Origin of the sequence: Deinococcus sonorensis KR-87, assembly GCF_040256395.1 — a bacterium.
In the GTDB taxonomy this organism is placed as follows: domain Bacteria; phylum Deinococcota; class Deinococci; order Deinococcales; family Deinococcaceae; genus Deinococcus; species Deinococcus sonorensis.
Genome location: NZ_CP158299.1, coordinates 272,047 through 296,438, shown reverse-complemented (window position 1 = coordinate 296,438; position 24,392 = coordinate 272,047). Strand labels below are relative to the sequence as shown.

Annotated in this window: 30 protein-coding genes and 1 tRNA gene; 24 read left to right on the top strand and 7 right to left on the bottom strand. The window is 64.3% G+C overall.

The window, feature by feature from the left end:
* The first annotated feature begins 6 nt into the window (after positions 1-6).
* The gene (locus tag ABOD76_RS06755) at positions 7-1,455 is read left to right on the top strand and encodes a DUF512 domain-containing protein (protein WP_380130092.1); all 1,449 of its coding nucleotides are present in this window, start codon (positions 7-9) and stop codon (positions 1,453-1,455) included.
* A gap of 54 nt (positions 1,456-1,509) precedes the next feature.
* Positions 1,510-1,893: a large conductance mechanosensitive channel protein MscL gene (gene mscL / locus ABOD76_RS06750; protein ID WP_350244040.1), complete on the top strand. Its 384-nt coding sequence runs from the start codon at positions 1,510-1,512 to the stop codon at positions 1,891-1,893.
* Positions 1,894-1,901: 8 nt separating this feature from the next.
* On the opposite strand, the gene ABOD76_RS06745 is transcribed toward mscL, so the two are convergent.
* Positions 1,902-2,339 carry a 23S rRNA (pseudouridine(1915)-N(3))-methyltransferase RlmH gene (locus ABOD76_RS06745; RefSeq protein WP_350244039.1) on the bottom strand — a complete coding sequence of 146 codons (438 nt, stop codon included), beginning with the start codon at positions 2,337-2,339 and terminating at the stop codon, positions 1,902-1,904.
* A 119-nt stretch (positions 2,340-2,458) separates the two neighbouring features.
* On the opposite strand from ABOD76_RS06745, the gene ABOD76_RS06740 reads away from it, so the two are divergent.
* The 6 genes from ABOD76_RS06740 (at position 2,459) to ABOD76_RS06715 (ending at position 6,363) form a co-directional block, all read left to right on the top strand.
* Positions 2,459-2,893 (top strand): hypothetical protein, encoded by a 435-nt coding sequence (locus tag ABOD76_RS06740; RefSeq protein WP_350244038.1) that lies wholly within the window; start codon positions 2,459-2,461, stop codon positions 2,891-2,893.
* Entirely contained in the window at positions 2,894-3,115 is a 222-nt protein-coding gene (locus tag ABOD76_RS06735; RefSeq protein ID WP_350244037.1) for a hypothetical protein, read from the top strand. It begins immediately after the preceding gene.
* Positions 3,112-3,951: a 16S rRNA (cytidine(1402)-2'-O)-methyltransferase gene (rsmI, locus tag ABOD76_RS06730; RefSeq protein WP_350244036.1), complete on the top strand. Its 840-nt coding sequence runs from the start codon at positions 3,112-3,114 to the stop codon at positions 3,949-3,951. Before ABOD76_RS06735 ends, rsmI begins: the two co-directional genes overlap by 4 nt.
* A gap of 21 nt (positions 3,952-3,972) precedes the next feature.
* The gene (gene pfkA, locus ABOD76_RS06725; RefSeq protein WP_350244035.1) at positions 3,973-4,986 is read left to right on the top strand and encodes a 6-phosphofructokinase; all 1,014 of its coding nucleotides are present in this window, start codon (positions 3,973-3,975) and stop codon (positions 4,984-4,986) included.
* A 124-nt stretch (positions 4,987-5,110) separates the two neighbouring features.
* Complete coding sequence (locus ABOD76_RS06720; protein WP_380130099.1) at positions 5,111-6,238, top strand: deoxyguanosinetriphosphate triphosphohydrolase; 1,128 nt, start codon at positions 5,111-5,113, stop codon at positions 6,236-6,238.
* Positions 6,239-6,286: 48 nt separating this feature from the next.
* Positions 6,287-6,363: transfer RNA gene (locus ABOD76_RS06715), tRNA-Ile, on the top strand.
* Positions 6,364-6,551: 188 nt separating this feature from the next.
* On the opposite strand, the gene ABOD76_RS06710 is transcribed toward ABOD76_RS06715, so the two are convergent.
* The gene (locus tag ABOD76_RS06710) at positions 6,552-8,138 is read right to left on the bottom strand and encodes a glycoside hydrolase family 2 protein (RefSeq protein WP_350244033.1); all 1,587 of its coding nucleotides are present in this window, start codon (positions 8,136-8,138) and stop codon (positions 6,552-6,554) included.
* A gap of 49 nt (positions 8,139-8,187) precedes the next feature.
* Positions 8,188-8,421, bottom strand: coding sequence for a hypothetical protein (locus ABOD76_RS06705; RefSeq protein ID WP_350244032.1), 234 nt, complete (start codon positions 8,419-8,421; stop codon positions 8,188-8,190).
* Positions 8,422-9,396: 975 nt separating this feature from the next.
* Here ABOD76_RS06705 and ABOD76_RS06700 point away from each other — a divergent pair.
* The 3 genes from ABOD76_RS06700 to ABOD76_RS06690 all read left to right on the top strand — a co-directional run bounded on the left by ABOD76_RS06700 (position 9,397) and on the right by ABOD76_RS06690 (position 11,467).
* Positions 9,397-10,083 (top strand): hypothetical protein, encoded by a 687-nt coding sequence (locus tag ABOD76_RS06700; RefSeq protein ID WP_350244031.1) that lies wholly within the window; start codon positions 9,397-9,399, stop codon positions 10,081-10,083.
* Between the two features lie 404 nt (positions 10,084-10,487).
* A protein-coding gene (locus tag ABOD76_RS06695) for an IS5 family transposase (protein ID WP_350244030.1) occupies positions 10,488-11,257 on the top strand; the annotation gives its coding sequence in 2 pieces (ribosomal slippage) (positions 10,488-10,824 and positions 10,824-11,257; 771 coding nt in all).
* Between the two features lie 9 nt (positions 11,258-11,266).
* Positions 11,267-11,467: a hypothetical protein gene (locus ABOD76_RS06690; protein WP_350244029.1), complete on the top strand. Its 201-nt coding sequence runs from the start codon at positions 11,267-11,269 to the stop codon at positions 11,465-11,467.
* Between the two features lie 64 nt (positions 11,468-11,531).
* Here ABOD76_RS06690 and ABOD76_RS06685 read toward each other — a convergent pair whose 3' ends face one another.
* A complete protein-coding gene (locus ABOD76_RS06685; RefSeq protein ID WP_350244028.1) occupies positions 11,532-12,278 on the bottom strand; it encodes a hypothetical protein in 747 nt (248 codons plus the stop codon).
* Positions 12,279-13,530: 1,252 nt separating this feature from the next.
* Between ABOD76_RS06685 and ABOD76_RS06680 the strand changes: the two genes are divergently transcribed.
* The 7 genes from ABOD76_RS06680 to ABOD76_RS06650 all read left to right on the top strand — a co-directional run bounded on the left by ABOD76_RS06680 (position 13,531) and on the right by ABOD76_RS06650 (position 17,990).
* A complete protein-coding gene (locus ABOD76_RS06680) occupies positions 13,531-14,172 on the top strand; it encodes a hypothetical protein (RefSeq protein ID WP_350244027.1) in 642 nt (213 codons plus the stop codon).
* Between the two features lie 57 nt (positions 14,173-14,229).
* Positions 14,230-15,330 carry an AAA family ATPase gene (locus ABOD76_RS06675; RefSeq protein ID WP_350244026.1) on the top strand — a complete coding sequence of 367 codons (1,101 nt, stop codon included), beginning with the start codon at positions 14,230-14,232 and terminating at the stop codon, positions 15,328-15,330.
* A complete protein-coding gene (locus tag ABOD76_RS06670) occupies positions 15,324-15,707 on the top strand; it encodes a hypothetical protein (protein ID WP_350244025.1) in 384 nt (127 codons plus the stop codon). The genes ABOD76_RS06675 and ABOD76_RS06670 overlap by 7 nt, the downstream gene beginning before the upstream one ends.
* Positions 15,708-15,978: 271 nt before the next feature.
* Positions 15,979-16,269, top strand: a complete 291-nt coding sequence (locus ABOD76_RS06665) for a hypothetical protein (RefSeq protein WP_350244023.1) — start codon at positions 15,979-15,981, stop codon at positions 16,267-16,269.
* A gap of 193 nt (positions 16,270-16,462) precedes the next feature.
* Positions 16,463-16,678 (top strand): hypothetical protein, encoded by a 216-nt coding sequence (locus ABOD76_RS06660; RefSeq protein WP_350244022.1) that lies wholly within the window; start codon positions 16,463-16,465, stop codon positions 16,676-16,678.
* Entirely contained in the window at positions 16,675-16,962 is a 288-nt protein-coding gene (locus ABOD76_RS06655; protein WP_350244021.1) for a hypothetical protein, read from the top strand. Before ABOD76_RS06660 ends, ABOD76_RS06655 begins: the two co-directional genes overlap by 4 nt.
* A gap of 671 nt (positions 16,963-17,633) precedes the next feature.
* The gene (locus ABOD76_RS06650) at positions 17,634-17,990 is read left to right on the top strand and encodes a helix-turn-helix domain-containing protein (RefSeq protein ID WP_350244020.1); all 357 of its coding nucleotides are present in this window, start codon (positions 17,634-17,636) and stop codon (positions 17,988-17,990) included.
* Between the two features lie 162 nt (positions 17,991-18,152).
* Here ABOD76_RS06650 and ABOD76_RS06645 read toward each other — a convergent pair whose 3' ends face one another.
* On the bottom strand, positions 18,153-18,866 hold the full coding sequence (locus ABOD76_RS06645; protein WP_350244019.1) for a hypothetical protein: 714 nt from the start codon (positions 18,864-18,866) through the stop codon (positions 18,153-18,155).
* Between the two features lie 363 nt (positions 18,867-19,229).
* Between ABOD76_RS06645 and ABOD76_RS06640 the strand changes: the two genes are divergently transcribed.
* From ABOD76_RS06640 to ABOD76_RS06630, 3 genes are all read left to right on the top strand, one after another.
* Entirely contained in the window at positions 19,230-19,427 is a 198-nt protein-coding gene (locus ABOD76_RS06640) for a hypothetical protein (RefSeq protein WP_350244018.1), read from the top strand.
* Positions 19,428-19,591: 164 nt separating this feature from the next.
* Positions 19,592-20,395 carry a hypothetical protein gene (locus ABOD76_RS06635; RefSeq protein WP_350244017.1) on the top strand — a complete coding sequence of 268 codons (804 nt, stop codon included), beginning with the start codon at positions 19,592-19,594 and terminating at the stop codon, positions 20,393-20,395.
* A 97-nt stretch (positions 20,396-20,492) separates the two neighbouring features.
* Positions 20,493-21,287: a hypothetical protein gene (locus ABOD76_RS06630; protein ID WP_350244016.1), complete on the top strand. Its 795-nt coding sequence runs from the start codon at positions 20,493-20,495 to the stop codon at positions 21,285-21,287.
* 188 nt (positions 21,288-21,475) lie between these two features.
* On the opposite strand, the gene ABOD76_RS06625 is transcribed toward ABOD76_RS06630, so the two are convergent.
* Positions 21,476-22,186, bottom strand: a complete 711-nt coding sequence (locus ABOD76_RS06625; protein ID WP_350244015.1) for a hypothetical protein — start codon at positions 22,184-22,186, stop codon at positions 21,476-21,478.
* A 64-nt stretch (positions 22,187-22,250) separates the two neighbouring features.
* Positions 22,251-22,658 carry a hypothetical protein gene (locus ABOD76_RS06620; RefSeq protein WP_350244014.1) on the bottom strand — a complete coding sequence of 136 codons (408 nt, stop codon included), beginning with the start codon at positions 22,656-22,658 and terminating at the stop codon, positions 22,251-22,253.
* 141 nt (positions 22,659-22,799) lie between these two features.
* On the opposite strand from ABOD76_RS06620, the gene ABOD76_RS06615 reads away from it, so the two are divergent.
* The 3 genes from ABOD76_RS06615 (at position 22,800) to ABOD76_RS06605 (ending at position 24,374) form a co-directional block, all read left to right on the top strand.
* A complete protein-coding gene (locus tag ABOD76_RS06615; protein ID WP_350244013.1) occupies positions 22,800-23,027 on the top strand; it encodes a helix-turn-helix domain-containing protein in 228 nt (75 codons plus the stop codon).
* A gap of 130 nt (positions 23,028-23,157) precedes the next feature.
* Entirely contained in the window at positions 23,158-23,778 is a 621-nt protein-coding gene (locus tag ABOD76_RS06610) for a hypothetical protein (protein ID WP_350244012.1), read from the top strand.
* Positions 23,727-24,374, top strand: coding sequence for a site-specific integrase (locus tag ABOD76_RS06605; protein ID WP_350245230.1), 648 nt, complete (start codon positions 23,727-23,729; stop codon positions 24,372-24,374). The genes ABOD76_RS06610 and ABOD76_RS06605 overlap by 52 nt, the downstream gene beginning before the upstream one ends.
* Positions 24,375-24,392: the final 18 nt, after the last annotated feature.

Here is a 24,392-nt window from a genome sequence, read left to right as displayed (position 1 = left end):
AGTACTGTGAATCCGCAATCTGAGGTGTACCCGGCCCCGATCAAGACGGTGGAGCCGGGCAGCCCCGCCGACCGGGCCGGGGTGCGGCCCGGCGACCTGCTGCTGCGGGTGAACGGCGAGCCGGTCACCGATGTGCTGGCCTACCGGCACGCGCTGCAGACGGGTCAGGCGACCCTGCAGATCACCCGGCCCGCCGTGAGTGCGCTGCCCGCCGGCTTTGTGCCGCAGGACCACCACACCACCCGGCTGGACGCCAGCAGCGAGGCGCTGACTTTCAGCTTCCAGGTGGAGTGGGAGGACCCGGGCCTGGAGTTCGAGGAGGTGCTGTTCGACGGCATCCGCAAATGCGCCAACAAGTGCGATTTCTGCTACGTGCATCAGATGCCGCGCGGCTTTCGCAAGAGCCTGTACGTGATGGACGACGACTACCGGCTGTCGTTCCTGTACGGCAGCTTCGTGACGCTCACCAACTTGACCGAACACGACGTGCAGCGCATCCTGCAGGAGAACCTCTCGCCGCTGTACGTCTCGGTGCATGCCAGCAACCAGGAGCTGCGCCAGGACCTGATGAAGTGGTGGAAGCTGAAGGTCAAGGACCCGGCTGTCACCCAGATTCAGGACATGATCGAGCGGCTCTCGAGCATTGACCTGTACACCCAGATCGTGCTGCTGCCGGGGCGCAACGACGGCGACCACCTCGACGAGACGCTGGAGTACCTGACCAGCCGCCCGAACGTGATCAGCGCGGCGGTGGTGCCGATCGGCCTGACCGCCCACCGCACCAACCTGCCGGACGTGCGCACCTTCACGCCGGACGAGGCCAGGGACGTGCTGCGCCGGGTCAACGTATGGCGCGAGCGCATGCTGGCCGAGCGCGGCACCCGCTTCATCTTCCCCAGCGACGAGTTCTACCTGCTGGCCGGCGAGCCGCTGCCGCCGGAGCAGGAGTACGAGGGCTTCCCGATGCTGGAGAACGGCGTGGGCATGATCCGCGACTTCCTGACCGATCCGCTGCCGGAGCTGCCGGCCGCATTGCCGGCGCCCCGCAAGGTGATCCTGGGGACCGGGCGGCTGTTTGCCGAGTCGCTGGACCGGGCTGTGGAGCCGCTGCGGGCCATCGAGGGCCTCACGCTGGAGGTGCGCGCCATCGAGAACCGCACCTTCGGGGCCGTAACCACCGTGGCGGGGCTGCTGACCGGGCGCTGCTTCCGCCACGCCATCCAGCCGGGGGAGGCGGACCTGCTGCTGGTGCCGCCCAGCACGCTGCGCTATGGCACCGAGCTGATGCTCGACAACTTGAGCCTGACCGAGCTGGGCCAGGACCTGCAGATGCCGGTGCGGCCCGGCGGCTCGACCCTGGGCGAACTGGCCCGCGTGATTCTGGACGGTGCGGCCAGCAGTGGCCACCAGTGGGGCATGAGCGCCCACGCCGTCAAGGACGGCCCGCAGGCCTAAGTGGTGCGTGCTCGTCATCTTGCCTTCATGGAAGGCGGGCGGGTACGCTACAGCATGATTAAGGGATTCCGTGATTTCGTCCTGCGTGGCAACGTGGTGGACCTCGCCGTCGGCGTCGTGATCGGCGCTGCCTTTGGAGGCGTGGTCACGGCCTTTACCAACAGCTTCATCAATCCGCTGATCAAGGCCATCACCGGCGGCGGCGCCAAGGTGGGCGGCACCTTCACGGTCAACGGGGCCGTCTTCGACTACGGGGCGTTCATCTCGGCCGTTCTGAACTTCCTGATCATCGCTGCCATCATCTATTTTCTGGTGGTGGTGCCGGTCAACCACATCAATGAGCGCCTCAAGCGCACCGAGAAGCCCCCGGTGGCCGAGCCCAGCAACGAGGAGAAGCTGCTGGCCGAGATCCGGGACGCGCTGCGGGCTGGCCGCTAGGCGACCCTTCAGCGGTGGTAGGGCTCGCCCCGGCTGATGGTGGCCGCCCGGTAGAGCGCCTCCACCAGCACCACCATCGCCAGGTCGTGCGGAAGGGTCAGCTGGCCCAGCGACCATAGGGTATGCGCCTGGGCCCTGAGCGCGTCCGTGTGGCCGTCCGGGCCGCCGATGGCGAAGGCCAGTTCGCCCTCGCCGTGCAGGCCCAGGTGCTCGATGAACTGGCTGAGCCCTTCGCTGGTCAGCTGCCGGCCGCGCGGGTCCAACGCGATCAGCGGGGCGCGGCCGGCCGCCTTCAGGATCGCCTGGGATTCCTGCGCCGGCGTGCTGCCCGGCACCCGCGTTACCTGCAGCCGGTGGTAGCGTTTCAGCCGCCCGGCATATTCGTCCCAGCCGGCGCGCGCGTAGGCCAGCCGGGGCTCGCCGACCGTGATCAGGTGCAGCCGCATGAGGCCAGCATAGAGAAAGTCTGCAGCCAGTGGGCGGTGCTGCCGTTCATGAGGTGCAGCCGCTACACTGTAGACATGCGCCGTCGTCTGCCACCAGTACCCAAGCCAGGAGGGCCGTTTTGAATTACGCGGCCAGTCTGGCGGTGGTGGTGATCCTGACGTTCTTCTTCCCGCTGACCGTTCGGATCGGCGTGGCGTATGGCCTGCCGCGCACGCTGGCCACCGTGGCGCTGGCCGCCGTGCTGACCTTCGTGGCCGCCACCCTGCTGATCCGCTGGCAGGTGGCGCGCTACCGGCAGGCGGCCGAATCGGTGGAGGAGGCGCGGCGTCAGGTGAACCTGGACCCGCAGAATCCGCGCGCCTACTTCGTGGGCGGCGAGCATCTGGCGAGCCTGCTGCTGCGGCTCGGCCGGCGCCGCGAGGCCGCCGAGATGATCGACCGCTACGCCCGGCTGGGCGGCGCGCGGGAGTCGGAGATTGTGGCGCTGCAAACGGCGCTGTCGCAGGCCGAACGGCGTCAGCGCCGCGGCACTCACTTGGGGAGGGGGAACTGAATGCGCGCCTACAGAGGCATTGTGGAAAATGGCGTGGTGGTGCTGGTGGACGCGCGGTTGCCGGAAGGCACCATCGTGACCGTGACGGTGGGAGAGGCCGAGCTGCTGCGGGCCAGGATCGCCAGCGCCCTGAAACGGCCCGGCCGGGTCAAGGTGCGGCTCAAGCCGACGCTGGTGGCCTCCCGGCTGCCGGAGCCGGGCCAGCCTGAACCGACCGGATGACCCAGCCGTCGCAGCTGCACCTGTGGCTGGTGCCGACCCCGGTGGGCAACCTCTCGGACATCACGCTGCGGGCCATTGAGGTGCTGCGCGGCGCAGACGCGGTGGCCTGCGAGGACACCCGGCACAGTGGCGTGCTGATGAACCACCTGGGCCTCAGCCGCCCGCTGGTGCGGCTGGACGCCCACACCATGCAGCGGGCCGCCGGCGTGCTGGAACAGTACCCCCGGCTGGCCTACATCTCGGACGCCGGCACCCCTGGCATCAGCGATCCGGGCGCAGAACTGCTGCGGCTGGTGGTGGAGCAGGGTGGTCAGGTGGAGGTGCTGCCCGGCCCGACCGCTTTCGTGCCGGCGCTGGTGCTGTCGGGGCTGGACACCGCCCGCTTCACCTTCGAGGGCTTTCTGCCGCGCAGCGGACGCGAGCGCCGCGAACGGCTGCAGGCGGTGGCGGAGCGGCGCGAGACCACCCTGATCTATGAGAGCCCGCACCGGCTGCACGCCACCCTGCTGGACCTGGCGGCCAGCTGTGGCCCGGAGCGGCCCGCCAGCGTGACGCGCGAGCTGAGCAAGCGCTTTGAGGAGACCCGGCGCGGCCCGCTGCAGGAACTGGCCGCCCACTTCGAGGCGGGCGTACGCGGCGAGATCGTGGTGGTGGTGTCGGGCCGCAGCGAGGCGCCGGCCGCACTTGCCCAGACAGACTTTCTGGCGCTGGCCACGGCCTGGAGCGCGGAAGGCCGCCCGGTGCGTGAAGTGCGGGAGTTGTTGCAGGCCCAGGGTTTGCGTAAGAATGACGCTTATGAGCTGGCATTGCGGGCCGCCCAGCGCGGGCCCGAGTAGAGCGTGCCCGACGGGAGCAGCATGACCACACAGAATCCGACTGGAAGCACTTCCACCTCCACCCCCTCCATGAAGCGCATCGCGGTCCTGACCAGCGGCGGTGACGCGCCGGGCATGAATGCGGCCATCCGCGCCGTGGTGCGGTCTGCCACCTATCACGGCGTGGAGGTGGTGGGCGTGCGGCGCGGCTTCCAGGGCCTGCACGAGGGCGACATGCGGCTGCTGGGCGCCCGCGACGTGGCCAACATCATCCAGCGCGGCGGCACCATCCTGCTGACCGCCCGCAGCCGCACCTGGCGCAGCCCCGAAGGCCGGGCGCTGGGCGCGGACTATCTGCGCCAGTGGGGCGTAGAGGGCTTGGTGGTGATCGGCGGCGACGGCAGTTTCCACGGCGCCCACTACCTGCAGGAGGAGCACGGCATCAAGGTCATCGGGGTGCCCGGCACCATCGACAACGACCTGTACGGCACCGACCACACCATCGGCTACTTCACGGCGGTCGAGACGGCGCTGGACGCGGTGGACAAGCTGCGCGACACCGCCGCCTCGCACGAGCGCATCTTCGTGGTGGAGGTGATGGGCCGGCACGCCGGACACATCGCGCTGGACGTGGCAGTGGCGGGCGGCGCCGAGGAGGTGTTCCTGCCGGAAGACGAGCACCCCGACCAGCACATCGCGGAGGTGGTGCGCAGCAGCGTGTCCAAGGGCAAGGCCAGCAGCATCATCATCGTGGCGGAGGGCTACCCCGGCGGCGGCATGGCCGTGACCAAGGCCATCGAGGAGCAGACCGGCCTGGAGGTGCGCCTGAGCATCCTGGGGCACATCCAGCGCGGCGGCAGCCCGGTCAGCAGCGACCGGGTGCTGGCCTCCCGGCTGGGCGAGGCGGCGGTGGAAGCGCTGCTGGCCGGACGCAGCAACGTGATGGTGGGGCGCGGCTATGGCGGCACCACCTACACGCCGCTGCCGGAGACCTGGGAGAAGCGCAAGGACGTGAGCCGCGACCTGTACCGCTGTGCCAAGGTGCTGAGCATCTGAAAAAGGGCGGCTTCGCGCGGCTTTGAAGAAATGCTGCAGGAGGCTGAACCGGCCTCCTGCCTTCAGGGGTGGCCCTTCCGATGTCCGCAGGGCCCACGGCGCCTGCCCTACACTGCCGGGTATGTTGTATGACCGTGAAGCGCTGGACGCCCGGGAAGCCGCCACGCTGGCGCCCTACGCCACCCTGAGTGGCCACAGCCGGGGCCGGGTGTACCCCGAGCCGGAATCGCAGCGACGCACCACCTTCCAGAAGGACCGTGACCGTATCCTGCACACCACCGCCTTCCGGCGACTGGAGTACAAGACGCAGGTGTTCCTGAACAGTACCGGTGACCATTACCGCACCCGGCTGACGCACACGCTGGAGGTGGCCCAGGTGGCCCGGTCGGTGGCGCTGAGTCTGGGCCTGAACGAGACGCTCTCCGAGAGCATCGCCCTGGCCCATGACCTGGGCCATCCACCGTTCGGCCACGCTGGCGAGCGCATCCTGAACGGGCTGATGGAGCGGCACGGCGGCTTTGACCACAACCGCCAGACGCTGCGCATCGTGACCGAGCTGGAAGACCGCTACCCGGACTTTCCAGGTCTGAACCTGAGCCTGGAGACGCTGGAAGGCATTGCCAAGCACGAACCGCTGGCCTCGCAGACAGGGATGCCCAGCCTGGAAGCTCAGCTGGTCAACATCGCCGACGGGCTGGCCTACAGTGCCCACGACCTGGACGACGGGCTCCGGAGCGGCCTGATCACGCCCGCAGACCTGCGCGGGCTGCCGCTCTGGGAACATCTGCTGGCGCGGCTGAACCTTTCGCCGGAGCATCTGAGCGAGAAGGACCGCCGCGTGCTCCAGCGGGAACTGCTCGGTTGGCTCATCACCGATCTCTCGGAGGCCAGTCACGCCCGGCTGGTGCAGCACCGCATCGAGAGCCCGCAGCAGGTCCAGCAGCACCCGGAGTTGCTGATGGGCTTCAGTGAGACGATGCGGCCGCTGCTGTCCGAGCTGAACCGTTTCCTGCGGGCGCAGCTGTATCACCACTGGCAGGTGGAGCGGCAGGTGGCCCAGGCCGAGCACGCGCTTGGGGGCCTGTTCCGGGCGTACCTGCGCCGCCCGGCCATGCTGCCGCCCGCAGCCCGCGCACGCACGGCGCAGGAGGGGCTGGAACGGGTGGTCTGCGACTACCTGGCCGGCATGACAGACCGGTACGCGGCCGATGAGTACCGGCGGTTGCATGGGGGCGCGGGGCCTGAAGCTTGACACCACCGCACCCCCTTGCTAACATTTCTTCCGCTTGCCAAGCGGCCAGCGGGTGTAGCTCAGTTGGTTAGAGCGCACGCCTGATAAGCGTGAGGTCCCCAGTTCAAGTCTGGGCATCCGCACCACCAAGCGAGAGCCCCGTTTAGAACGGGGCTCTTCTTTTGCTTGTTGTCGGGTGCGCACTGATTGTGGCTCCAAAATTGGCTCTGGAACAGCTTCTGCGTGTCCATGAGCAGGCCTTACAGTCCCCCGGCCCATTGCTGCAGGGCTGCTGGGCCTTTAGGCCAAGTTGCGGTGTTCCTGCTCGCCTTGTTCAGTCTTCCGCCATGGCCTGCATCCGCTCCGCTGCCTGCTGGAGCTTTCGGCGCCAGATGAAGTTGTAGCCGGAGTCGCCCATACCCGGGTCGCGCTCCTGTTCCTGAGGGGTCCGGGTACCGCGTGTGGCGCGGCCCAGCATCTGCAGGTCAGCCTTGGGCGTGCGGTCCTCATACAGCAGGCCATTCTTTTCCTGGTAGGTGTCGGTCAGCTGGGTGTAGCAGAAGCCCACCAGCCCGTCGCAGCGGTGGACGGCGGTCAGCAGCCGGGTATAGCTGTCCTGGAGCTCCTGAGCACTGGTCATGCGGCTGTAGCCCCAGCCCGGGTCCTCTGTGGTGTAGGCCAGACCACCGAACTCCGTGAGCATAGCCGGCTGCGGCCTGGCGGCGCCTTCCAGGGCCAGCAGGCGCTTGTGTGGCCGCACGTGGTTGAGGCTGCGCTCGACGGCCTCACGGGTGCCGTAGCGCTCGATCAGCTGTTCCGGCAGGTGGGTGTAGTCGTGGATGGCCAGGATGTCGGTGACCACCTGTTCCCAACCGTCGTTTCCGATGACCGGGCGGCTCGGGTCGAGGGTCCGGGTCAGGTGATACAGCGTCCGCACCAGTTCGCGCTGTTCCGGTACCAACGGCAAGTCGGGCACGCCCCACGATTCGTTGATCGGCACCCACGCCACGATGCACGGATGCGAACGGTCCCGCTCAATGGCCTCGGTCCACTCCCGCACGAGGCGCTGCGCTGACGTGGTGCTGAAGACGTACGCGCTGGGCAGCTCTTCCCAGACCAGCAGGCCCAGCACGTCACACCAGTACAGGTACAGCGGATCCTCGATCTTCTGGTGCTTGCGCGCGCCATTGAAACCCAGCCGGCGGGTCAGCTCCACGTCCTGCCGCAGTTCCTCGGAACTGGCGGTCATCAGGCCGCGTGGCCAGTACCCCTGATCCAGCACCAACCGCAGGGGATAGGGTCGCCCGTTGAGGATGAAGTGCTGCTGGTCCACCGCCACCGATCGGAGCGCCGTATAGCTCTGGACCCGGTCCAGCACCTGACCGCCTTCCAGCAGTTCCAGCACGGCGTCGATCAGCTGCGGGTGCTCCGGACTCCACATCAGCTCGTGGCGGGCCGCGTCAATGCCCGGGTCCCGGAGCGTGATGGTGCGGGTCACCTCCGGGTGGGTGAGCCGGTACTCGTCCTCGGCCAGCAGCTGCTCGCCGGCCCGCAGCGTCACCCGCAGCCGCAGCCCGTCACTGAGGGGGCCGTCCAGTCGTGTCTGCAGCTGAACAGCCCAGCGCTCCACGTTGGAGGTCCAGGTGAGCGCGGCAAGATGAGTTTCCGGACGCAGTTCCAGCCACACCGTCTGCCAGATGCCGGTGGTGCGCGGATACCAGATCTCGTGCGGTTCAGCCTTCCAGGTCTGCTTGCCACGCGGTTTGGCCAGATCGAAGGGATCGTCCACCGCTCGCACCACGATGTCGAGCGTGTCTCCGGGTGTCCAGAGCCCACTCAGGTCCGCGCTGAAGGGTGTGTGGCCGCCCTCGTGCCGCGCCACCTGCTGACCATTTACCCAGACGGTCGCCTGATAGTCCACCGCTCCGAAATGCAGGTAGAGCCGCTGACGCTCTCCACTCAGCCCTGGGTCAAGCGCCGGAGTGACGTCGGCGCCGGTACCACAGGGTGGAGTGAAACCCGGTGTCGTGAATGCCGCTGGCTGGGCTTTCCGGCGCGTACGGCACCAGAATCTGCCGGTCGAACGTCACCTCCTGCGGGGTCCGCCACTGCTGCTGATCGTCATATGCGAAGTCCCAGTGGCCGTTGAGGTGCTGCCAGTGCATCCGTTCGAGCTGGGGGCGGGGAAAGGGGACGTGGTCCATGCATCTCCTGGATCAGTTCAGGCCTGGGTCCTGAGGGCAGGACGCAGCGGGGAAGGTGGGCCAGACGACACGAGCGGTGGAACAACAGTTCGCAGCTTACCGAATGGAGGCGCCCCGGGTGCTGATTTCCGCAACGTTTGGTGGAGGCATGTGGCTTCGTGCCCAGAGGCGCCTGACATAGCTGGGGAATCTGCCAGTCCCTGACCTGCTGGATGCACTCGCTGTGCCCTGGCAATGACAGTCGAAGGACCCGCTCCTCCTGCACTGTTCGCCAGGCAATCCTGGCCATCAGCAGGACACCCTCAACCTCTTGAGCCGAGCAGCGCGGAACCGGGGCCCCAGCATCCATCCGAGGCTGGATGGAGAGATACGGCCCGTCAGTCACCACGGTCTGGCCCCGGTTGGTAGAGGAGAGGACCGAATTGCCTGGAGTCTCCGCGCGAACAGCGTGGGCGAGGCAAGCCGCTGCCCGAACGTGCCACCAACGGAAGCAGACGGGGCCAGAGAGAGGTCACGATCCCTAGGCCAGGACGGCCTGGGGACCAGCACACGAATACCTAGTCTCAGGGTAGCTGGCTCGCTGCGCCGACGCTGACCATCCGCTCAGTCGGCACGATAGGACTGTGGCGTGGCAGCCGGCCACCGAGCAGCGAAAAACAAGCCAGGAAGAGCCACCTCGCAGACCACCTGACGGTGCTGGCCAAAATGAATAGGACAGCTTCGGTGACCAACAGAGTGGTGATCTGGATGGTCAGCGTCCGGAAGTTCATTTTCAAGCGTTCCTCGTGGAACGCCACCCTTCGGCAGCCGTCAAGCGGCCAGGATGACCTGGACCAGCTGTCAAATAGCTCTAATTCCCTTCAGCCGTCCATAGCTTGACAATCTGGCCCCGGCGACCGAGCAGTTATCGTCTGCCTTTGCATAGAGGACGGCCATAGTAATTCCTGTCCACCTGATTCCGTCCTACACTTCGGTATGGACATCCCGAGCTACTGGCTCAGACGGCCCGCCCTGGCGGCGGAACCTCCACTGACCCGCTGGGAACAGGAACTGAAAGCGGCCCTCCTCTCCGGGACGGCGACCCCCGAGCAGCCGGTCTGGGCGTTTCTGAGCTGGTTATGCGATGAACACGGCTATATCACCCACGGCACCGGCCAGGAGGACCTGACCGCGTTAGTCCCACGGCAGTCGAACGACATTGGCTGGTTCGGAAACCGTCAGGCCGTGTATGGGTCCTCGGACGCCATCTGGGCCATGTTCTTTGCGGTGATGGACCGCCCCCGGGTGCCAATGAGGGTCGTCAACGCTGCGATCACGCTGGAGCGTGCCGGAACACTGGAGCCGCTCTACTTCTTTGGCGCGGGTGGCCAGGCGCTGGCCCAGCGGCCCTTCCGGTCTGGCTGGGTGTACGTCCTGCCTCCGGAAACCTTTGAACGCGATCCAGGTGGCACCTTCAATGGGTGGCCGTATCTCAGTCACCATTGTGCCAGCCTGGAGACGGTTCGGCCGCTCTTCAAGGTGAGGGTCCGGCCCGAGGACTTCCCCTTTCTGGAGGCCATCCACGCCTATGACGATGAATTGCTGGAACAGCAGATCATCCAGCACCCTAATGGGTTTCCCTGGCTGGCAGACCAGGAAGGGTCCAAACAGACATCCGGCTGAGCAACGTATCCAGAGCCATTTTGCCGCTGGCCGTCCCGATGACTGGCCAGCGGTGGAGTGGCGTTTCCGGACCTGGCAACAAAAAGCCCCGCCTGGGGCGGGGTTTTTCTTGGTGGGACGTGTAGGACTCGAACCTACAACCCGCTGATTAAAAGTTACCTATGGACTATACGGTATGATTCTGGCTCAGCCTGAAAAATGCGTTCAGAAGCGGGTTTTAGCAAGTGTATAAACACCTGTATCCGGCCTTATCCGATATTTTCCGGGAACCGTTGTGACGCCGTTGTGACGATTTGAGCTCTCTGCCTTCGGCCTTTGAGGGTCGAGGCCACTAGAAGCCATCCCAAAAAGGGTTAGGATCAGCGGCTCGGCCTGCTCTCATCGCTTGAGCGCAGCATCAGCGCGTGGAATTGACCAACCAGCACTGGGCCATCATTGCGCCTTGCTTCCCCCTCTCCTCTGGGCGTCCGGGTGGGCGAGGGCGTCCTCGCCAAGCGGACCGACCGATTCTCAATGCCGTTCTCTGGATTTTACGGACGGGCGCGCCTTGGCGGGATCTGCCTGACCGCTTCCCACCCCGCTCCACATGCCACCGCCGTTTCCAGGAGTGGGTTCGGACCGGCGTCCTCGATCACATCCTGCAAACCCTGTACGAACACCTCCTTGACGCCGGGCAGATCGACCTCAGCGAATGCTTTATCGACGCCACCTTTGCGAGCGCCAAAAAAGGGGCTTGGACGTCGGCAAGACCAAGCGTGGCAAGGGCACGAAGATCATGGCCATCACGGATGCCAGCGGCCTCCCCATCGCCGCTTATGTCGCCAGCGCCAGCCCGCACGAGGTCACACTCGTGCACGACACGCTGGACGCCACGTTCGGTTTCGACCACCCAAAGCGGCTGATCGGTGACCGAGCCTACGACAGCGATGCCCTTGACGCAGAACTTGCCAGGGTAGGCATCGGCCTGATCGCGCCGAACCGCCGCAACCGTTCGAAGACGCAAGATGGGCGCCCTCTAGGCCGCTACCGACGCCGTTGGCATGTGGAACGTTTATTCGCCTGGCTCCACAATTTTCGCCGCCTTGTGGTGCGTTGGGAGCGGCAGATCGCAAACTTTCTGGGCATGGTGCACCTGGGGATGATCCTGGTACTCCTGCGGAGGGTACGTCGGTAGCATGGATGGATGATGCTCACTGTCCAGGAGGCATATGCAGCGATGTTCCGGCACCTTGAACAGTACTACGGGCGCACCCAGGCAGATGATGTGGGCGCGCTGCTTGGTGATTTGCAACTTGCTGAGAACGGGGAGCCGTTCGATCCCGCAGCCTGGCATGACTGGATGGAGGCCGTCATGTGGGTCAAGCAGCACTCAGAGATGCCGTAACAACCATTTTTGAGATGCTTTCTACCCTGCGTATAACTTTACAATTTGTCTAAAAGTTGATTGCCTACCCTAGCCGACGCGCTTGCGTTTTCTTCCTCTCTCTGTAAGCTGCCTGTTTGCAGCTATTGCTACACAACTGCCTGTCTTTGTGACTCCCGAATCCAGAAACTGCAAACTCCTTATTGCAGTGCACGCACTGTTTAAACATGACTCTTCTTGCAATGGCTTGTGAGAACTGTATCCATATAGCGGCACAGAGATCGAGAGGCTTTATTCTCATACTCAGCTTATTATGTGAGTCGTCGATAATCATCGATAAATGACTATGCCTGACCCTTGTGTTTGTTATTTCCGAAAGCATACACCATAGCTCGCGCTCTTCTACCTCTTGGATGGCAGCTTCAAAGTCTCTGTTCCAACGCGGTCTATCCTCTTCCGAGCGGCAATATTCAATTGGTCTCAGCTCGTGAGTGTAAGTATACCACCATAAATGCTTCCTGTCAGGACGCGGTAAGAACGTTTTTGCTTTATATATATCCCCCTCAATAAGGCAAAAGTATATGTTCTTCGCAATAAATAGAAGGCCGGTCTCTACAATCCAATCGTAATATCTTTCTCCTGATATTTCTTCCCAAAGAGAAAACCTTTCAGATTGGTCAAACCCATTGAATAAAAATCCGTAGCGCCTACAGAGGTCAATTACTGCATCTTTACTTGCGTTATCGATAGCGAACTTTAGCCAAAGATTTTTATCCTGTAGAGGATATATGTCTTCTATGCTGCCTCCAGGCACCAGTACATCAGCGCTCACAATTTTTTCAATTTTATTTACATCTCGAAATTGAGCACTGTAGTCGTGGCGTGTGGATGGCCACATATCAACTCCTATAGGCGAGGGCCATTTTGGAGACGATCCATGCCAATGGACCTCAGTGGCTCGAACCCACCGAAATGAAATCAGATCATCCTGTTCTTGGGTAACGGGTGAGTCTCTCATAGCTTGTTACCGAAATGATACCCATTTCGGTCTTGCCCGTCCATGGCCGTCCCCTTACGCTGGTATCAGAGCGGTGCAGGGTGCATACGCAAAGAAGCGATTTGAGGAGGAATCATGTTGGACGGCAAGCGGGCGCTGGCAGTATTAGAGGCGGTTCAGTATCAGAAGGAGAAGTATGGCTGTGGCGTTCGGGCGTAATGCCCTCTATGCCCTGGCCCGTTCCGGGCGTGTTCCGGTCATTCGCAACGGAACACGAAAGCTCCTTTTCCCAGCATCCACGATTGACCGGCTGATGCAGGGCAGCACCGAAGAGGTGGCATAACAATGCCCCGTCCGAGCGGGAACGGGGCAGGGTCTGACGCCCATAGCTTAGCGCGTTCCAAATTGGCCAGTCTTCGGGCCTTCCTGATCCTCGAAGCGATCAAGGGCCATCCCCACGCCCTGAAGGTTCTGGGAGAACTGCCGCTGGCCTCTGGGAAGGTGAGCGCGTGAGGCTCGCTGAACTCCTGCCCTGTGTCAGCCTGCCCGATCTGGTTGCCCAGGAGTGGGGACCGGAGGCTGTGCGCGGCCTGACCCGTGAGCGGGGCGGCGTCATCTGTGACCGGAGAGCCGGGCAAGTCGAGGCTCACCCCAGCTTCAGCGTGTACCGGCATGGAGATATCTGGCGCTGGAAGCGGCACGGGGGAGACGGGGCGAGCGGGAACGCTTACGGCTTCCTGCTTGAATGTGGCTACTCAGAGGCCCAGGCGCGGGAGGAGCTGCACCGGCTGGCCGGAGTCCCTTCCGAGGGCCGCGGGCAGCCTGACTCACGGCCTCAGAGGGTCTACACCCCCCTTCGGCGCTGGACCTGGTACGCGGGGCGCTGAGCCGCTGTACTCCGCTGGCACCGGACGATCTGGAACGGGTGGCCCGGCTCATGGCACCCCTCATGGAGGGAAGCCGAGCCGCCCTGGACCTGCAGGCGCGGGGCCTGCTGGGCTGGCACGGCCTGCAGGCCGGAACACTCCGTCAGGACTTCAGGAGCCGAGCAGGAAAACTGCTGGCTCATGCAGGGGCGCTGTGTCTCGTGCTGACCGGGCCAGACGGTATCCCCTGGGGCCTCAAGGTCAGGAACCTGGGCACCCCCTCCGACCTGCAGACGGCCGGGCTGGATCGGTACGTGTACCGCTTGGCCGCTCACGGTGCGCCGGCCTGGTGTAGCCCTGAGTACGGGCATGGGAATGCTCTGTTGATCGTCGAGGGCGAGCTGAACGGCGCAGCGGCCTCACGGGCGCTGCTGGCTTCCGGGCTGGCCCTGGATGTGCAAGGGCTGGCCGGAGCGGGCGGCGTGCCGCACCTTAAAGGCATGGCCGGACGGGTGGTCTACCTGTACGCCGATCCGGACCCGGCCGGGCTTAGCTGCATCGAGCGGGTGGGCCAGCTGGCCCAGGCGGCAGGCGCGGCAGAGGTCCGGGTGCTGACCTCCCTAGAAGCAGGAGACTTCTGTGACCTGCTAGGCCGTCGGGGCGCAGCCGCCTCTGGCTACTGTCTGCGGGACCTGCTGAACCGCTCCGAACTGTGGCAGTCCTGCAACACTGGCAAAACAGGACTGCCACAAATAAAAGCCGCGCCCAGCGAAGAAAAAACCGAACTGTGGCAGTGTGGCACTACATCCCAGGGATGGACTGCCACCGATGGCGGCTGGGGGATCAATAGGGGCGGGTGGTAAGGCGTGGCCCTCAAGCACATTGACCTGCACGCGCCCTTGAACCGGATTGAGTTCCTTGTGCCCCAGTTGATCCCCTGCGGTTACATCACCTTTCTGGGGGCGCGGGAAGGCGTGGGCAAAACCACGCTGCTGACTGGGCTCGCGTGGCAGATGACGCGGCCCGCCTGTGGGGAGTTCATCGGGCGGCCTGTGCCGCGTGGCCCGGTCATCTACCTGAACACAGACGCGGCAGACGGGCAGAGCCGCCCCGTGCGCTTCTGGCTGGAACAGCACCGGGCTACCTTCCCAGATGGCGACATGAACGGCGTGACAGTGCTAGAAAACACAGGGGCGGGCCTGACGCCCGTTGAATTCAAAGAGCTGCTGACGTTGGCAGAGGCGAAGCAGGCGCGTTGCATCATCATTGACAGCTTCATGGGCACGTTTCCAGGCATTGATGGAAACAAGCTGGATGCGGTCATGCTGCCCATGCTGGCCCTCCGGGACTTCGCGGCCCGGACCGGCGCGGCCGTCATCGTGACGGATCACCTGCCCAAGAAAGCAGCGGGGGAGAAGGAAGGTGACCGGGGCATCATGGGCAGCACTGGCAAGACGGCCCAGGCGCGGGCGGTGCATCTCCTGACCCGCGTTCCCCCTAAGGAAGTGGACGGCCGGGACGTGCTGCGCTGGGAAGTCCGAAAGGCCAGCTTCTCCAAGAGCGGCTACACCCTGGGCCTGGAGATTGAACGGACCTTCGACGAGCAGGATGCGGCGGTGAGTGTCCAACTGAAGCCCTACGATCTTCCGGAAGAAGAGGGGCAGGATAAGCGGGGCAGCCGGGCGACAGCGGCAGTCCTGGCCCACCTGGAGCGCAGCAGCGGGGCCACAGTGCCGTATGCGGAGCTGGTGGGGCTGGCCATCCAGTGCAGCAACTTGCGAGACCGAGCGGCGCGTGAAGCGGTGAGCCGGGCGTTGGGCCTGATCTGGGACCGCATCGAGGAAGTGAAGCAGCCGGGACGCGGTGCGCCGAAAGCCTACCGGCTCAAGGTGACCCCAGGCGCTGACCTGTTCACAGTTGGCCAGGACCCGGATCAGGACACCCTGTTGCCGAGTCTGCCGGACTTGCCCGGCCTGGAGCTGGTGGGCGCGTCCGAAGAGGTGGAGGTGCTGACGTGGTAGCGCTGGACCTGCTGGCCGAACTGGGCGCGCGGGGCGTGACGCTGGCCGTTCAGGACGGCAAGCTCACGGCCCGCGGCCCAAAGGGAGCGGTGACCCAGGAACTCGCGGCGGCCATCCAGGCAGAGAAAGCTGCCCTGATGCAGCGTCTCCAGGGTCAGCCACAGGCGGCAGCCCTGGCCCCGCTGCCTGAGCCGCTGGTGCGCCTGATCCGAGCAGCGGCGGTGAACAGCCTGGGCGGTCCGGCCAAGCTGCCGACTGGGCATGTGTCGAACCTCGGGGACTACGTGTTGGCGGCAGCGGCGCTCTACGCGGCCGGACTGGAACCGGAGCGGCAACTGTCGGACCTATGGGCCGCCCGTGGAGCGTGGGTCTCGTGAAGCTCGATCCATTGGACGCGGCCCCCCTGACGCCCGCTGAACGCCGGGCCTGCTCCGTGGTGGGGATCAGTGCCGCCCTCTACCGGATGGGTAAGGCCATTCAGGATCGCGCCCCGCTGGGGGTGCGGTCTGCCTGGGTAGCCGGCGACCTCGCTACGGGTGAGGCATACCGCCTGACCCTGCACCACGGGCGCGGTGAGCCGGGCCTCTTCGCTATAGACCCCCCCGGTTCTATAGCTGGCCCCCTGACGGACCAGAGAGACGGTGACGCATGAGCAACCCCAACCCTATGGAAGCCCGGCAGGCCAAGCGCCGGAAGCGACAGGCCCAGCCGGGCACCCTCGAAGATGCCCGCGCCCTGCTCTGGAAGGCCCTGCAGCGGGCCGGAGACATTCTCGACAGTGATGACGACACCCTCAGCCTCAAGGCCATTCACGCGGTCTCGCAAGGGGCAGCGGCCTATGCCCGGATCGTGGAAGTGGGCGAGCTGGAAGCCCGTCTGACGGCCCTGGAAGCGCAGGCAGAGGGCGCGGGCCAGCTGAGCAGCCGGGGCGCGGCATGAGCGGCCAGCGTTCCCGCCTGCGCCGTCTTGAAGCCGAGCGCGGCCCATCCGTGAGTCTGTGGGCCTCCCTGCCGTCTGACCTGCAGGCCCAGGTGACGCCGGAAGCCCTGGACCGGGCCGCACAAGGCGCACCGGAAAGCCTCCACAGCGACCGGCCCGCCCTGGCCCTGTGGGCGTTCCTGGCGAGGCAGTCATGAGCGGGCGGCGTCTCCGGGTGGATCGTCTGGAAGCAGTGCGGGCTGCCTGGGCCGCTGAGCATGTGCCGCTGGCTGATCTGCTGGCCCTATTGCGTGAGGTGCTGGCCGTGGTCGAACAGGAAGCCGGACCGGGCGCAGCCGGACAGGTTGCGGGGCGGATGGTCGCGGCCAAACTGCAGCAGGTGAACCGCCTGAGCGGTGGGCAGCCATGACGGGCGGGCGGTCGGCCCTGCTGCGCCGGGTGTTGCAGCTGGAAGGACGGCAGACCGTCCGGCAGGACAGCGAGGGCCAGCCGGAGCGCCGGGCACTGATGGCTGAGGTTGAGGCGGTCCTGTCTGCTCTGCCGGACGTGTTGCGCCGGGACGTGGAAGCACGCGGGGCGCGGGGGGTGGCGGCATTGATTGAGGCCACATGGGAGGCGGGACACACGGGCGAAGTCTCGCCAGAACTGACCCTGAGCGCCTACCGAGCCGCCTTCGGGACGGTGGCGGAATGACGCTGGAGCAGCGAGTAGAAGCGCTGGAAGGCCGGGTAGCGCGGATGATGGACAGAGGCTCAGCGGCACCCTTGGCTCTGGACCTGCAGCCCGACCTGAGCGCCTTCCGGCACACGCTGGCCGCCCTGACGGACGCGGAAGTGCTCACCATGGCCCAGGAGTGCAGAACACAGGATGGGGCCAGGCCATGAGCGCCGGGCGCGGTACGGTGGCCCGGCTGGCGGCCCTGGAACAGCGGGAGCGGGAACGGGTGGCCCAGGTCGAGACCCGCAAAGAACAACAGTCCACCCAGGCCGTTCAGCGCTTGGCCCCGGCAGACCGTGCGGCCGTTTTTGAGCTGATGGACGCTGACCCGGCGTGGGTGGCCAGGATCAAGCGGGTGTGGGAGGTTGTGCAGGCTGACCCACTGCCGGATGGGGACGCGGTACGCGCCTGGTGGGATGCCGTGGAAGACTCACCGGAAGGGGCGCCCTATCCGGCTGCACCGGCTGGAGCGGTGCAGTATTGCGAAGCGGAGGCTGCCCGCTGTGACGCAGCGAAGCGGGAGGCCCTGGAGCCGGGCGCAATCTTGCCGGATGGGGTGAGCCTCCCGGCCTTCGAAGCCTGCGCCCGCTGGGCTGCTGGCCTATGGCGGTACAGCGGGCCACGGCCCAGGTAATCGGCGAACAGGCATGAGTGGGAGCCGCCGCTGGCATGCCCGGCTGGCGGTCCCGACCGGCCGGCGCTCACACCTGGGCTTCGACACGATCGGCCCCACGCCTTACGCGGCCCGGATCACCCTCAGAGAAGCCTGCGAGACGCGGGGCCTGAGTGTGTATCAGGTCGCCATGAGCGGCACGGCTCAGGGGACGTTGGATGCTGGGACGGTGTATCGGCTGGCCCGTGGCGAGACCTCCCGCATAGACCTGCAGACGCTGGCAGCGGTGGCGGGCATCTTGCACACCCTGACGGGGCAGCCGGTCAGCGTGGCTGAGCTGCTGAGCCTAAAGGCGACTGGGGCGGCCGTCCCTTACGCGTACCGGGGCTGAGACCAACTTTTATTAGGCAGCACAAGTGCCTACCATACGCCTGAAGCAATATCAGGCCGTTGTAGACAACAGCTCCGGTTCGTATGAACAGGCTGATCCTGCGCTGGCCCCAACGTGGTCATTCCGTCCTGATAATGCTCACATCGGGCTCCGCCCGCTCGCTCAATGCCAGTCGGTCAGGCTGGCGACAGGGGCTGCCGCCCAGTCGTCGAATCGCAGACTGGTGTCCCCGGTGGAGCCGCTTGCGCCACTCAGGGTGTAGGTGAGGGCATTCCAGCCACGCTCCAGCTTCACATTGATCCGGGTGTTGTATTGGCCCACGTACAGGTCTGATCCCTCCAGGCAGCGCGTCTCACCTTGGGCGGTGAATGGTTCCGGGCTCCACAGCAGCAGGGTGTCAACGGTGGAGCCGGGGGCATAGCTGGTGGATGCCGGGACCAGCTGGCGGTAGTTGGGAGGCGGGGGTGACGACTGGGGCGTCATTCCTTGTCCGGTGGCCGCCCGAATGTCCGTGTTCATCACCCGGAGCCTGGCCCACAACAAACGCACCTGCACGTTTTTGCTGAGGCGCAGCGTGTTCATGGGGCAGTAGGCCGGAAAGTATCCCAATATTTTTCGGAAGTCGCTGGTCGGCTCAGCTAGGTCAAACAGGCGCCTGGAGAAGCTGATCTGCCCACTGGCGCTGAGTTGCCCATCCGCCGTGCTTGGGGGCGTCTCGCCCGAGAACGGGGCATACAGGTTGATGGTCCGGCTGGCCTGCCAGTTTCGGACGGTCCCACTGTAGGTGAAGTCCTCCCCCAGCGGCGTCGTGCTCTGCGGGATCGCTTCCGGCGGTGTGTTGACGTAGTACGGCTGCAATTCTGCAGGACTATACATGTGGCGGTATCCGCTGCCGCAACTACTCAGGGCTAAGAGCGGCGTGAGCAGCGCCAGCACCCACCGTCGGGCGATAGGGCGTCTGAAGTCTGCATTTGGGCTGATTGTCGTCATGACCCAGTTAAACATGCACTGTAGAGCTTGGCGCCGCACATGTGGTGGAGTAGATCATAGACAAAGTGGTGAAGCAGAGGACGGTGTGGGTGCTGATAAAACTCACCTGCTCGGGAGAGGCGGAGCGCTACTTCCGACCGGAGATGTCGCATTGCGGTCAGAACGGTGAAACGTATATGGCGCCAATGCACTCTGAGCCGGTTCAAATCACACTGTCCGCGCTGCCGTGATCCATACCAATATGGAGGAATGACGTTGACACTCGACGTGTACGCAAAGGCTCTCGAAGTCCTGATCGAGAAGAAACGAACTGACCTGCTGCTCCTGCGACGCAATGATCCACCCCGCCAGGACGCCATTTTGATGACACTAGGCGAATTGCAGGGACTAGAGACGGCAGCTGCGACACTGGCCCAGGTGAAGCGTTTAGGAGAAGGGGCCTATTAATACCGGCACTGTTATGTATTGACATGCCCCCTGTGAATAATTAGACCTTCATGCTTGGCTGTTTCAGAGTGGGTCGAAGGTTCACTGAATCACCACCGGGGCTCATCACGCCAACGCCACACATTTTGGTGAGGTGAACCCTGACGCGGGCTAGAGTGCCCCTGATGAAAAAACGTCTTTATGTCCTGAGCGCCGTCGCGCTGCCGCTCGTGTTGACCGCCTGCCCCGGCCCCGCCGTCCCCACCGTCACGCCTATCACGGAGATGAACGGACGGATTCAGGGCCAGGATGCTTTGACTTCGGGGGGCACCGCCAGCGTTCAGCTCGTGAGCTCAATCTATGACCTGGTGTTCGGCGTACCGCCGATGAAGACAGCACCTGTGGCCGCAGATGGCTCGTTCACGCTGACGCTCCCCACAGCCGCTGAAGTGGCACCCCGTCTGCAGCAGGTCCCCAGTCAGGAAGTTGACAGCGCCTGTAGCGGAAGGGCCGTCGTGACCCCGGCGACCGCCAACTTTTTTGAATTTGGATCGCTGTTCTTATTTCATGATGGCCAACCTCAGGCCGAGCTGACGTCCCAGGACAGCAAGACGACCCAGAACAGTGACGGTTCCACCACGAAGGCCACCACACTTCATAGCTGGCTTTATGTTGACGTGCCAACGCACATGTCCGTCGACCTGACGTGCCCGCAAAATCAGGGTTCAACGACAGCAGTCACTGTCACCACCCAGATTGAATTGACCCTGCAGTCGGGCTGGAATGCCCTGACGGTCGCAGATACCAATGTCACCTTCCCGGATGGGCATCAGACGATGACAGAGAAGGTTAGCAAGGCCGCAAATGCGCCGACTGTCTGGACCGCTGAAGGGATCAACGCTATGGCCTTGGCCCAGAGTGGGGGTGCCGCAACGAGCGGCGTTTCCAAGGGGATGCAGTCACACAGCACGTTCTTTCACCGCGAGTGAATGAGGGCTGAAAATGGAACTTACCGTTTTGGTGCAGAAAGCCCCTTAATGCACACATTCTGCTTAGGTCAGTCATAACGCGGGCTGGAGTGATCCGATGAAAAAACATCTTTATGTCCTGAGCGCCGTTGCGCTGCCGATCGTGCTGATCGCCTGCTCCAGTCCCCCCCTCCCCAGCCCCTCCGTCTCCACTCCATCCGTCCCTGTTCCCAGCATCGCGCCTCTGACGGTTCTAAACGGACGAGTGGAGGGTCAGGAACGCTGGACGGCCGACGGCACAGCCACTGTGCAGCTTATGGACGCCAGATTGAGGGACATCGCCTCAGCTTCAGCACCTGTGGCGGCAGATGGGACGTTCAACATGACCCCTCCAGACGCCGCCGCTGTTGCTCCCTTACTGCAGGGGTTACCGATTGATCCGACGGACCCCTGGTGCAAGGGCACGCTGACCATGACCCCCGTCGCCGGCCTATTAGAAGTGGATGCGGCGGGCTTGTTTCACGCTGGCTATTTCATGGGTGTCTTGAAGACGTCGCGTACTAACCCAACCATCCACGACACTGACGGGTCCGTGATTTATGGGACCACGGCCCGTCACTGGATGTATGCGGATCAAGCGACCCGCATCTCGGGTGCTGATATTTGTGGGCCCGCCTCAGTTTCCAGGACCTTCCAGATGGACCTGAACCTGCAGAAGGGGTGGAACGCCATAGAGTTCACCTACATCACCAAACAGTCGCTGGACTCGCAACATACCGAAACACTGACGTACACAAACAGCACGAATGCGGAGCTGGTGTGGTTCGACAATGCCTGGTTACCCCTCGCGACAGCGCCAGCTACGATGACAGGCGCCCGTGACCTGAAGAATAGTGTGCCCAATGGCTTCTAGAAGGCCCATCTCCTCATTCATATGAACTGAATCAGCGCTGTTAGGGTGGCCTTTCTGATATGGAGAGGCCACCTTAGTATTCATGTGTTGGTCAAGTCAAATGTTTGTCACGACCATAACGCCCCCTATGAGCCAGCAGAACGTTGAAGGGCTGACAGCGACTAGGTCAATGCAAAGCAGCGCCTGGGTTAATACACACCAGGTGTGGCGTCCGGCCAGTTCCCCAGCGCCTCGCGCACCTGATCCAAGAAGGGGGCACGCACCCGGAAGGCCCGTGGCGTGAACGGGTCTGAGGGGCCAGTCTGCCCATCGATGCCGAGATAGAACAGCACCGCGTCGCCCGCTGACGCGTTCAGAAATAATGCCGCATCCCGCCCACGCGACAGCAGGCCGGGCGCGGGGCTGAGGGTGGTGCCGTCCGGGTGGTGCGCCGTGAAATGCAGGTGCTGGTACGGGCGGCCCCTGGGGTACGTGCCCGTGTGGACCGTCACGCCGTCCACGGTGGGCAGGTTCTCCACATCGAGCAGCACCCTGTCCGGTCCAGCCGGGCTGTAACTGGGCACGTCATGGGCGGCCAGAGCTTCACTGAGCAGCTGGGCCGCACCGTCCGTCTGATCTTCCTGGGTGAAGCCGCCCAGCAGGGCCGCCAGGTGGTCCTGCGGCAGACCGACCGCGCCCCAGTGGTGTGCCCAGCTGGCCAGCACCGGCAGGGCCAGCGCTTCGAGGTGTGCAGCGGCGGCGGAAAGGGTGTGAATCTGAGTGCAGGGGCTGCAAAAGTAGTCATCCCGGCTCGGGTCGAACAGGGCCGGGGTCGCGCCGCAGTCCCGGCAGACGCCGTATTGGGCGGGCAGCTCGCGGTCAGTGAGGGTGGGGGCGGGCAGATGGGGGAGGTTCGTCATAGGTAGCCTTTCGGTAGCGTGTGCAGGGGTGTGGACTGAAGAGGGGCACTCTGCCCCTCTTGGTTCAGGCGGCGGTGAGGTTGTACGTCATGCGGAGCTGTCGAGCGTGGTTCCAGACCTTCCGGGCCTCCTGCTCCGTCAGGGCGGCCAGACTGTCCACCAGACGGCCTAGTGAAGCCGATGCCAGGCGGTAGTGGTCAGAGTGGCCAAGTCCCAGGCGGGACAGGGTGCGGTGCAGGCGGCAGGCGCGGGCTTTGCCGAACGGCTGGGCGGCCGGAGTGAAGGTGAAGGGGCAGCGGGCCAAATCGGCGGCCACCACGCCGGGCCAGAAGTTGCCGGTCATCGCTTCGCCGTTCAGGGTGCCCAGGGTGGGCCGTCCGCCGGTCACCTGGACGGTGACGGTGTGCGCCTGCCCCCACATCGCCGGGCGGGTGTAGCTGTAAATGCCGTCTGCGAGGGTGCTAGTGTTCATGGAACTTCTTTTCTTGGAGAAGGGGAGTCAGTCGGGGCGCGGAATCTTGGCGGAGGAAGCGCCCTCTCTGCTAAAAATATGTTAACAGTTACCCGCAACCTATGCAAGCAGTAACTGTTCATTGCGGGTAAGTGTTAAGCTATGTCCATGAATGACGAATTGAGGTCCGTAGTCTCAGCTCGGCTCGAAGAGCGACACATGAGCCGGGCCGATTTGGCCCGCGCTACAGGCAAGACCCCCCAGGCCATCACCCGCGCCCTAAATGGTGGTAAGGACAGCGGTAGCCCTCCTCCGGTATGGGCGGCCATCTTGGATGCTCTGGACCTGCAACTGACGGCCCAGCCGAGAACAGGTGAAGAGACGCCCTGACCCTTGATATGTAGTGCCACACTGCCACAAATCAACTTTTACCGCGCTGGGAGGGCATATCTTTTGTGGTAGTCACGTTTTGCCAGGATTGCCGACTGCCACAGTTCACAGGTACCTCGGAGGGCTCAAGATGGCAAAGCGGGCAAATGGAGAAGGCACCCTCAGTCGGCGCAAAGACAAGTCTGGGAAGACGATCGGGTGGCGGGCTGGGGTGGTCGTCGGCTACAAGCCGGACGGCACGGCGGATCGGCGCTGGGTCAGTGGGAAGACACAGGCAGAGGTGCAGGAGAAGCTGCGGGGCCTGCAGGCGGACCTGCATACCGGCATGGTGGCGGATACCGAAGGGCTGACCGTTTCTGCCTTCCTGGATCGCTGGCTGGAGCACAAGGAACGTACCACGCCTAAGCAGAACACCCTGAGGAGCTACCGGGACACGGCCCGGCTCTACCTCAAGCCCACCCTGGGCCAGAAGAAGCTGGAGAAGCTGCGGCCCCTAGATGTGGAACACATGCTGACCCAGCTCCGCAAGGACGGTAAGAGCCCGGCCATGTGTGCCTACGCCCTGAGGGTGCTGAAGATGGCACTCCGGCAGGGGGTGCTGTGGCAGATGGTGCCGCGCAACGTGGCCGACGCGATCCGCGCCCCGAAGGTCGAGCGCAAAGAGATGCAGTATGGACGGCGGCTCAGGTCGCAGCATTTCTGGCGGCTTCAGAGGCGCACCGGCTGCACGCGGCCTTCTATCTGGCCCTAATGACCGGCATGCGGCGCGGGGAGCTGCTGGGCTTGCACTGGGCCGATTTGGATTGGGAGCGGTCCCGCCTGCGTGTGCGGCATAACCTGATCGAAGTCCGGGCGGAAGGGACGGCAGGCAAGCAGCACGCGGGCAAAGACACTGTGTCGTCAGTCCGGGTGATGTTGCAGACTCCCAAGACGCAGGCATCACGCCGGACCGTGGTCCTGTCGCCGGGCACTGTCTCAAAGCTGCGGGAGCATCAGGCGCGGCAGAAGGTAGAGCGGGAAAATGCCGGGTCAGCCTGGCAGGATCAGGGGTTGATCTTCTCCAATGAGCTGGGCGGGCTGACGAATCCTCACGCCCTCTATGACTGGTTCAAGGCCATTACAGAGACGGCTGGGCTGCCCCCAATCCGTTTTCATGACCTCCGGCACACGGCGGCCTCGCTGATGATTCACCGTGGCGTATCGCCCAAAACGGTCAGCGACCGTCTGGGCCACTCGGATGTGGCGTTCACCCTTCGGACGTATGCCCACCTCTATGACGAGCAACGAGAAGAGGCCGCCTTCGACCTGACTGACCTGTTTCCAGTGGCTGTAGGAGGGGCGAACTAAAGCATATTTTGGCCGGAT

Bases quoted from the DNA above. Each gene is read 5' to 3' on its own strand.
- mscL (WP_350244040.1), top strand. From the start codon at position 1,510: ATGATTAAGGGATTCCGTGATTTCGTCCTGCGTGGCAACGTGGTGGAC.
- ABOD76_RS06745 (WP_350244039.1), bottom strand. From the start codon at position 2,339: ATGCGGCTGCACCTGATCACGGTCGGCGAGCCCCGGCTGGCCTACGCG.
- ABOD76_RS06735 (WP_350244037.1), top strand. From the start codon at position 2,894: ATGCGCGCCTACAGAGGCATTGTGGAAAATGGCGTGGTGGTGCTGGTG.
- rsmI (WP_350244036.1), top strand. From the start codon at position 3,112: ATGACCCAGCCGTCGCAGCTGCACCTGTGGCTGGTGCCGACCCCGGTG.
- pfkA (WP_350244035.1), top strand. From the start codon at position 3,973: ATGACCACACAGAATCCGACTGGAAGCACTTCCACCTCCACCCCCTCC.
- ABOD76_RS06705 (WP_350244032.1), bottom strand. From the start codon at position 8,421: ATGGACCACGTCCCCTTTCCCCGCCCCCAGCTCGAACGGATGCACTGG.
- ABOD76_RS06700 (WP_350244031.1), top strand. From the start codon at position 9,397: ATGGACATCCCGAGCTACTGGCTCAGACGGCCCGCCCTGGCGGCGGAA.
- ABOD76_RS06690 (WP_350244029.1), top strand. From the start codon at position 11,267: ATGATGCTCACTGTCCAGGAGGCATATGCAGCGATGTTCCGGCACCTT.
- ABOD76_RS06665 (WP_350244023.1), top strand. From the start codon at position 15,979: ATGAGCAACCCCAACCCTATGGAAGCCCGGCAGGCCAAGCGCCGGAAG.
- ABOD76_RS06660 (WP_350244022.1), top strand. From the start codon at position 16,463: ATGAGCGGGCGGCGTCTCCGGGTGGATCGTCTGGAAGCAGTGCGGGCT.
- ABOD76_RS06655 (WP_350244021.1), top strand. From the start codon at position 16,675: ATGACGGGCGGGCGGTCGGCCCTGCTGCGCCGGGTGTTGCAGCTGGAA.
- ABOD76_RS06650 (WP_350244020.1), top strand. From the start codon at position 17,634: ATGAGTGGGAGCCGCCGCTGGCATGCCCGGCTGGCGGTCCCGACCGGC.
- ABOD76_RS06645 (WP_350244019.1), bottom strand. From the start codon at position 18,866: ATGTATAGTCCTGCAGAATTGCAGCCGTACTACGTCAACACACCGCCG.
- ABOD76_RS06640 (WP_350244018.1), top strand. From the start codon at position 19,230: ATGACGTTGACACTCGACGTGTACGCAAAGGCTCTCGAAGTCCTGATC.
- ABOD76_RS06635 (WP_350244017.1), top strand. From the start codon at position 19,592: ATGAAAAAACGTCTTTATGTCCTGAGCGCCGTCGCGCTGCCGCTCGTG.
- ABOD76_RS06630 (WP_350244016.1), top strand. From the start codon at position 20,493: ATGAAAAAACATCTTTATGTCCTGAGCGCCGTTGCGCTGCCGATCGTG.
- ABOD76_RS06625 (WP_350244015.1), bottom strand. From the start codon at position 22,186: ATGACGAACCTCCCCCATCTGCCCGCCCCCACCCTCACTGACCGCGAG.
- ABOD76_RS06620 (WP_350244014.1), bottom strand. From the start codon at position 22,658: ATGAACACTAGCACCCTCGCAGACGGCATTTACAGCTACACCCGCCCG.
- ABOD76_RS06615 (WP_350244013.1), top strand. From the start codon at position 22,800: ATGTCCATGAATGACGAATTGAGGTCCGTAGTCTCAGCTCGGCTCGAA.
- ABOD76_RS06610 (WP_350244012.1), top strand. From the start codon at position 23,158: ATGGCAAAGCGGGCAAATGGAGAAGGCACCCTCAGTCGGCGCAAAGAC.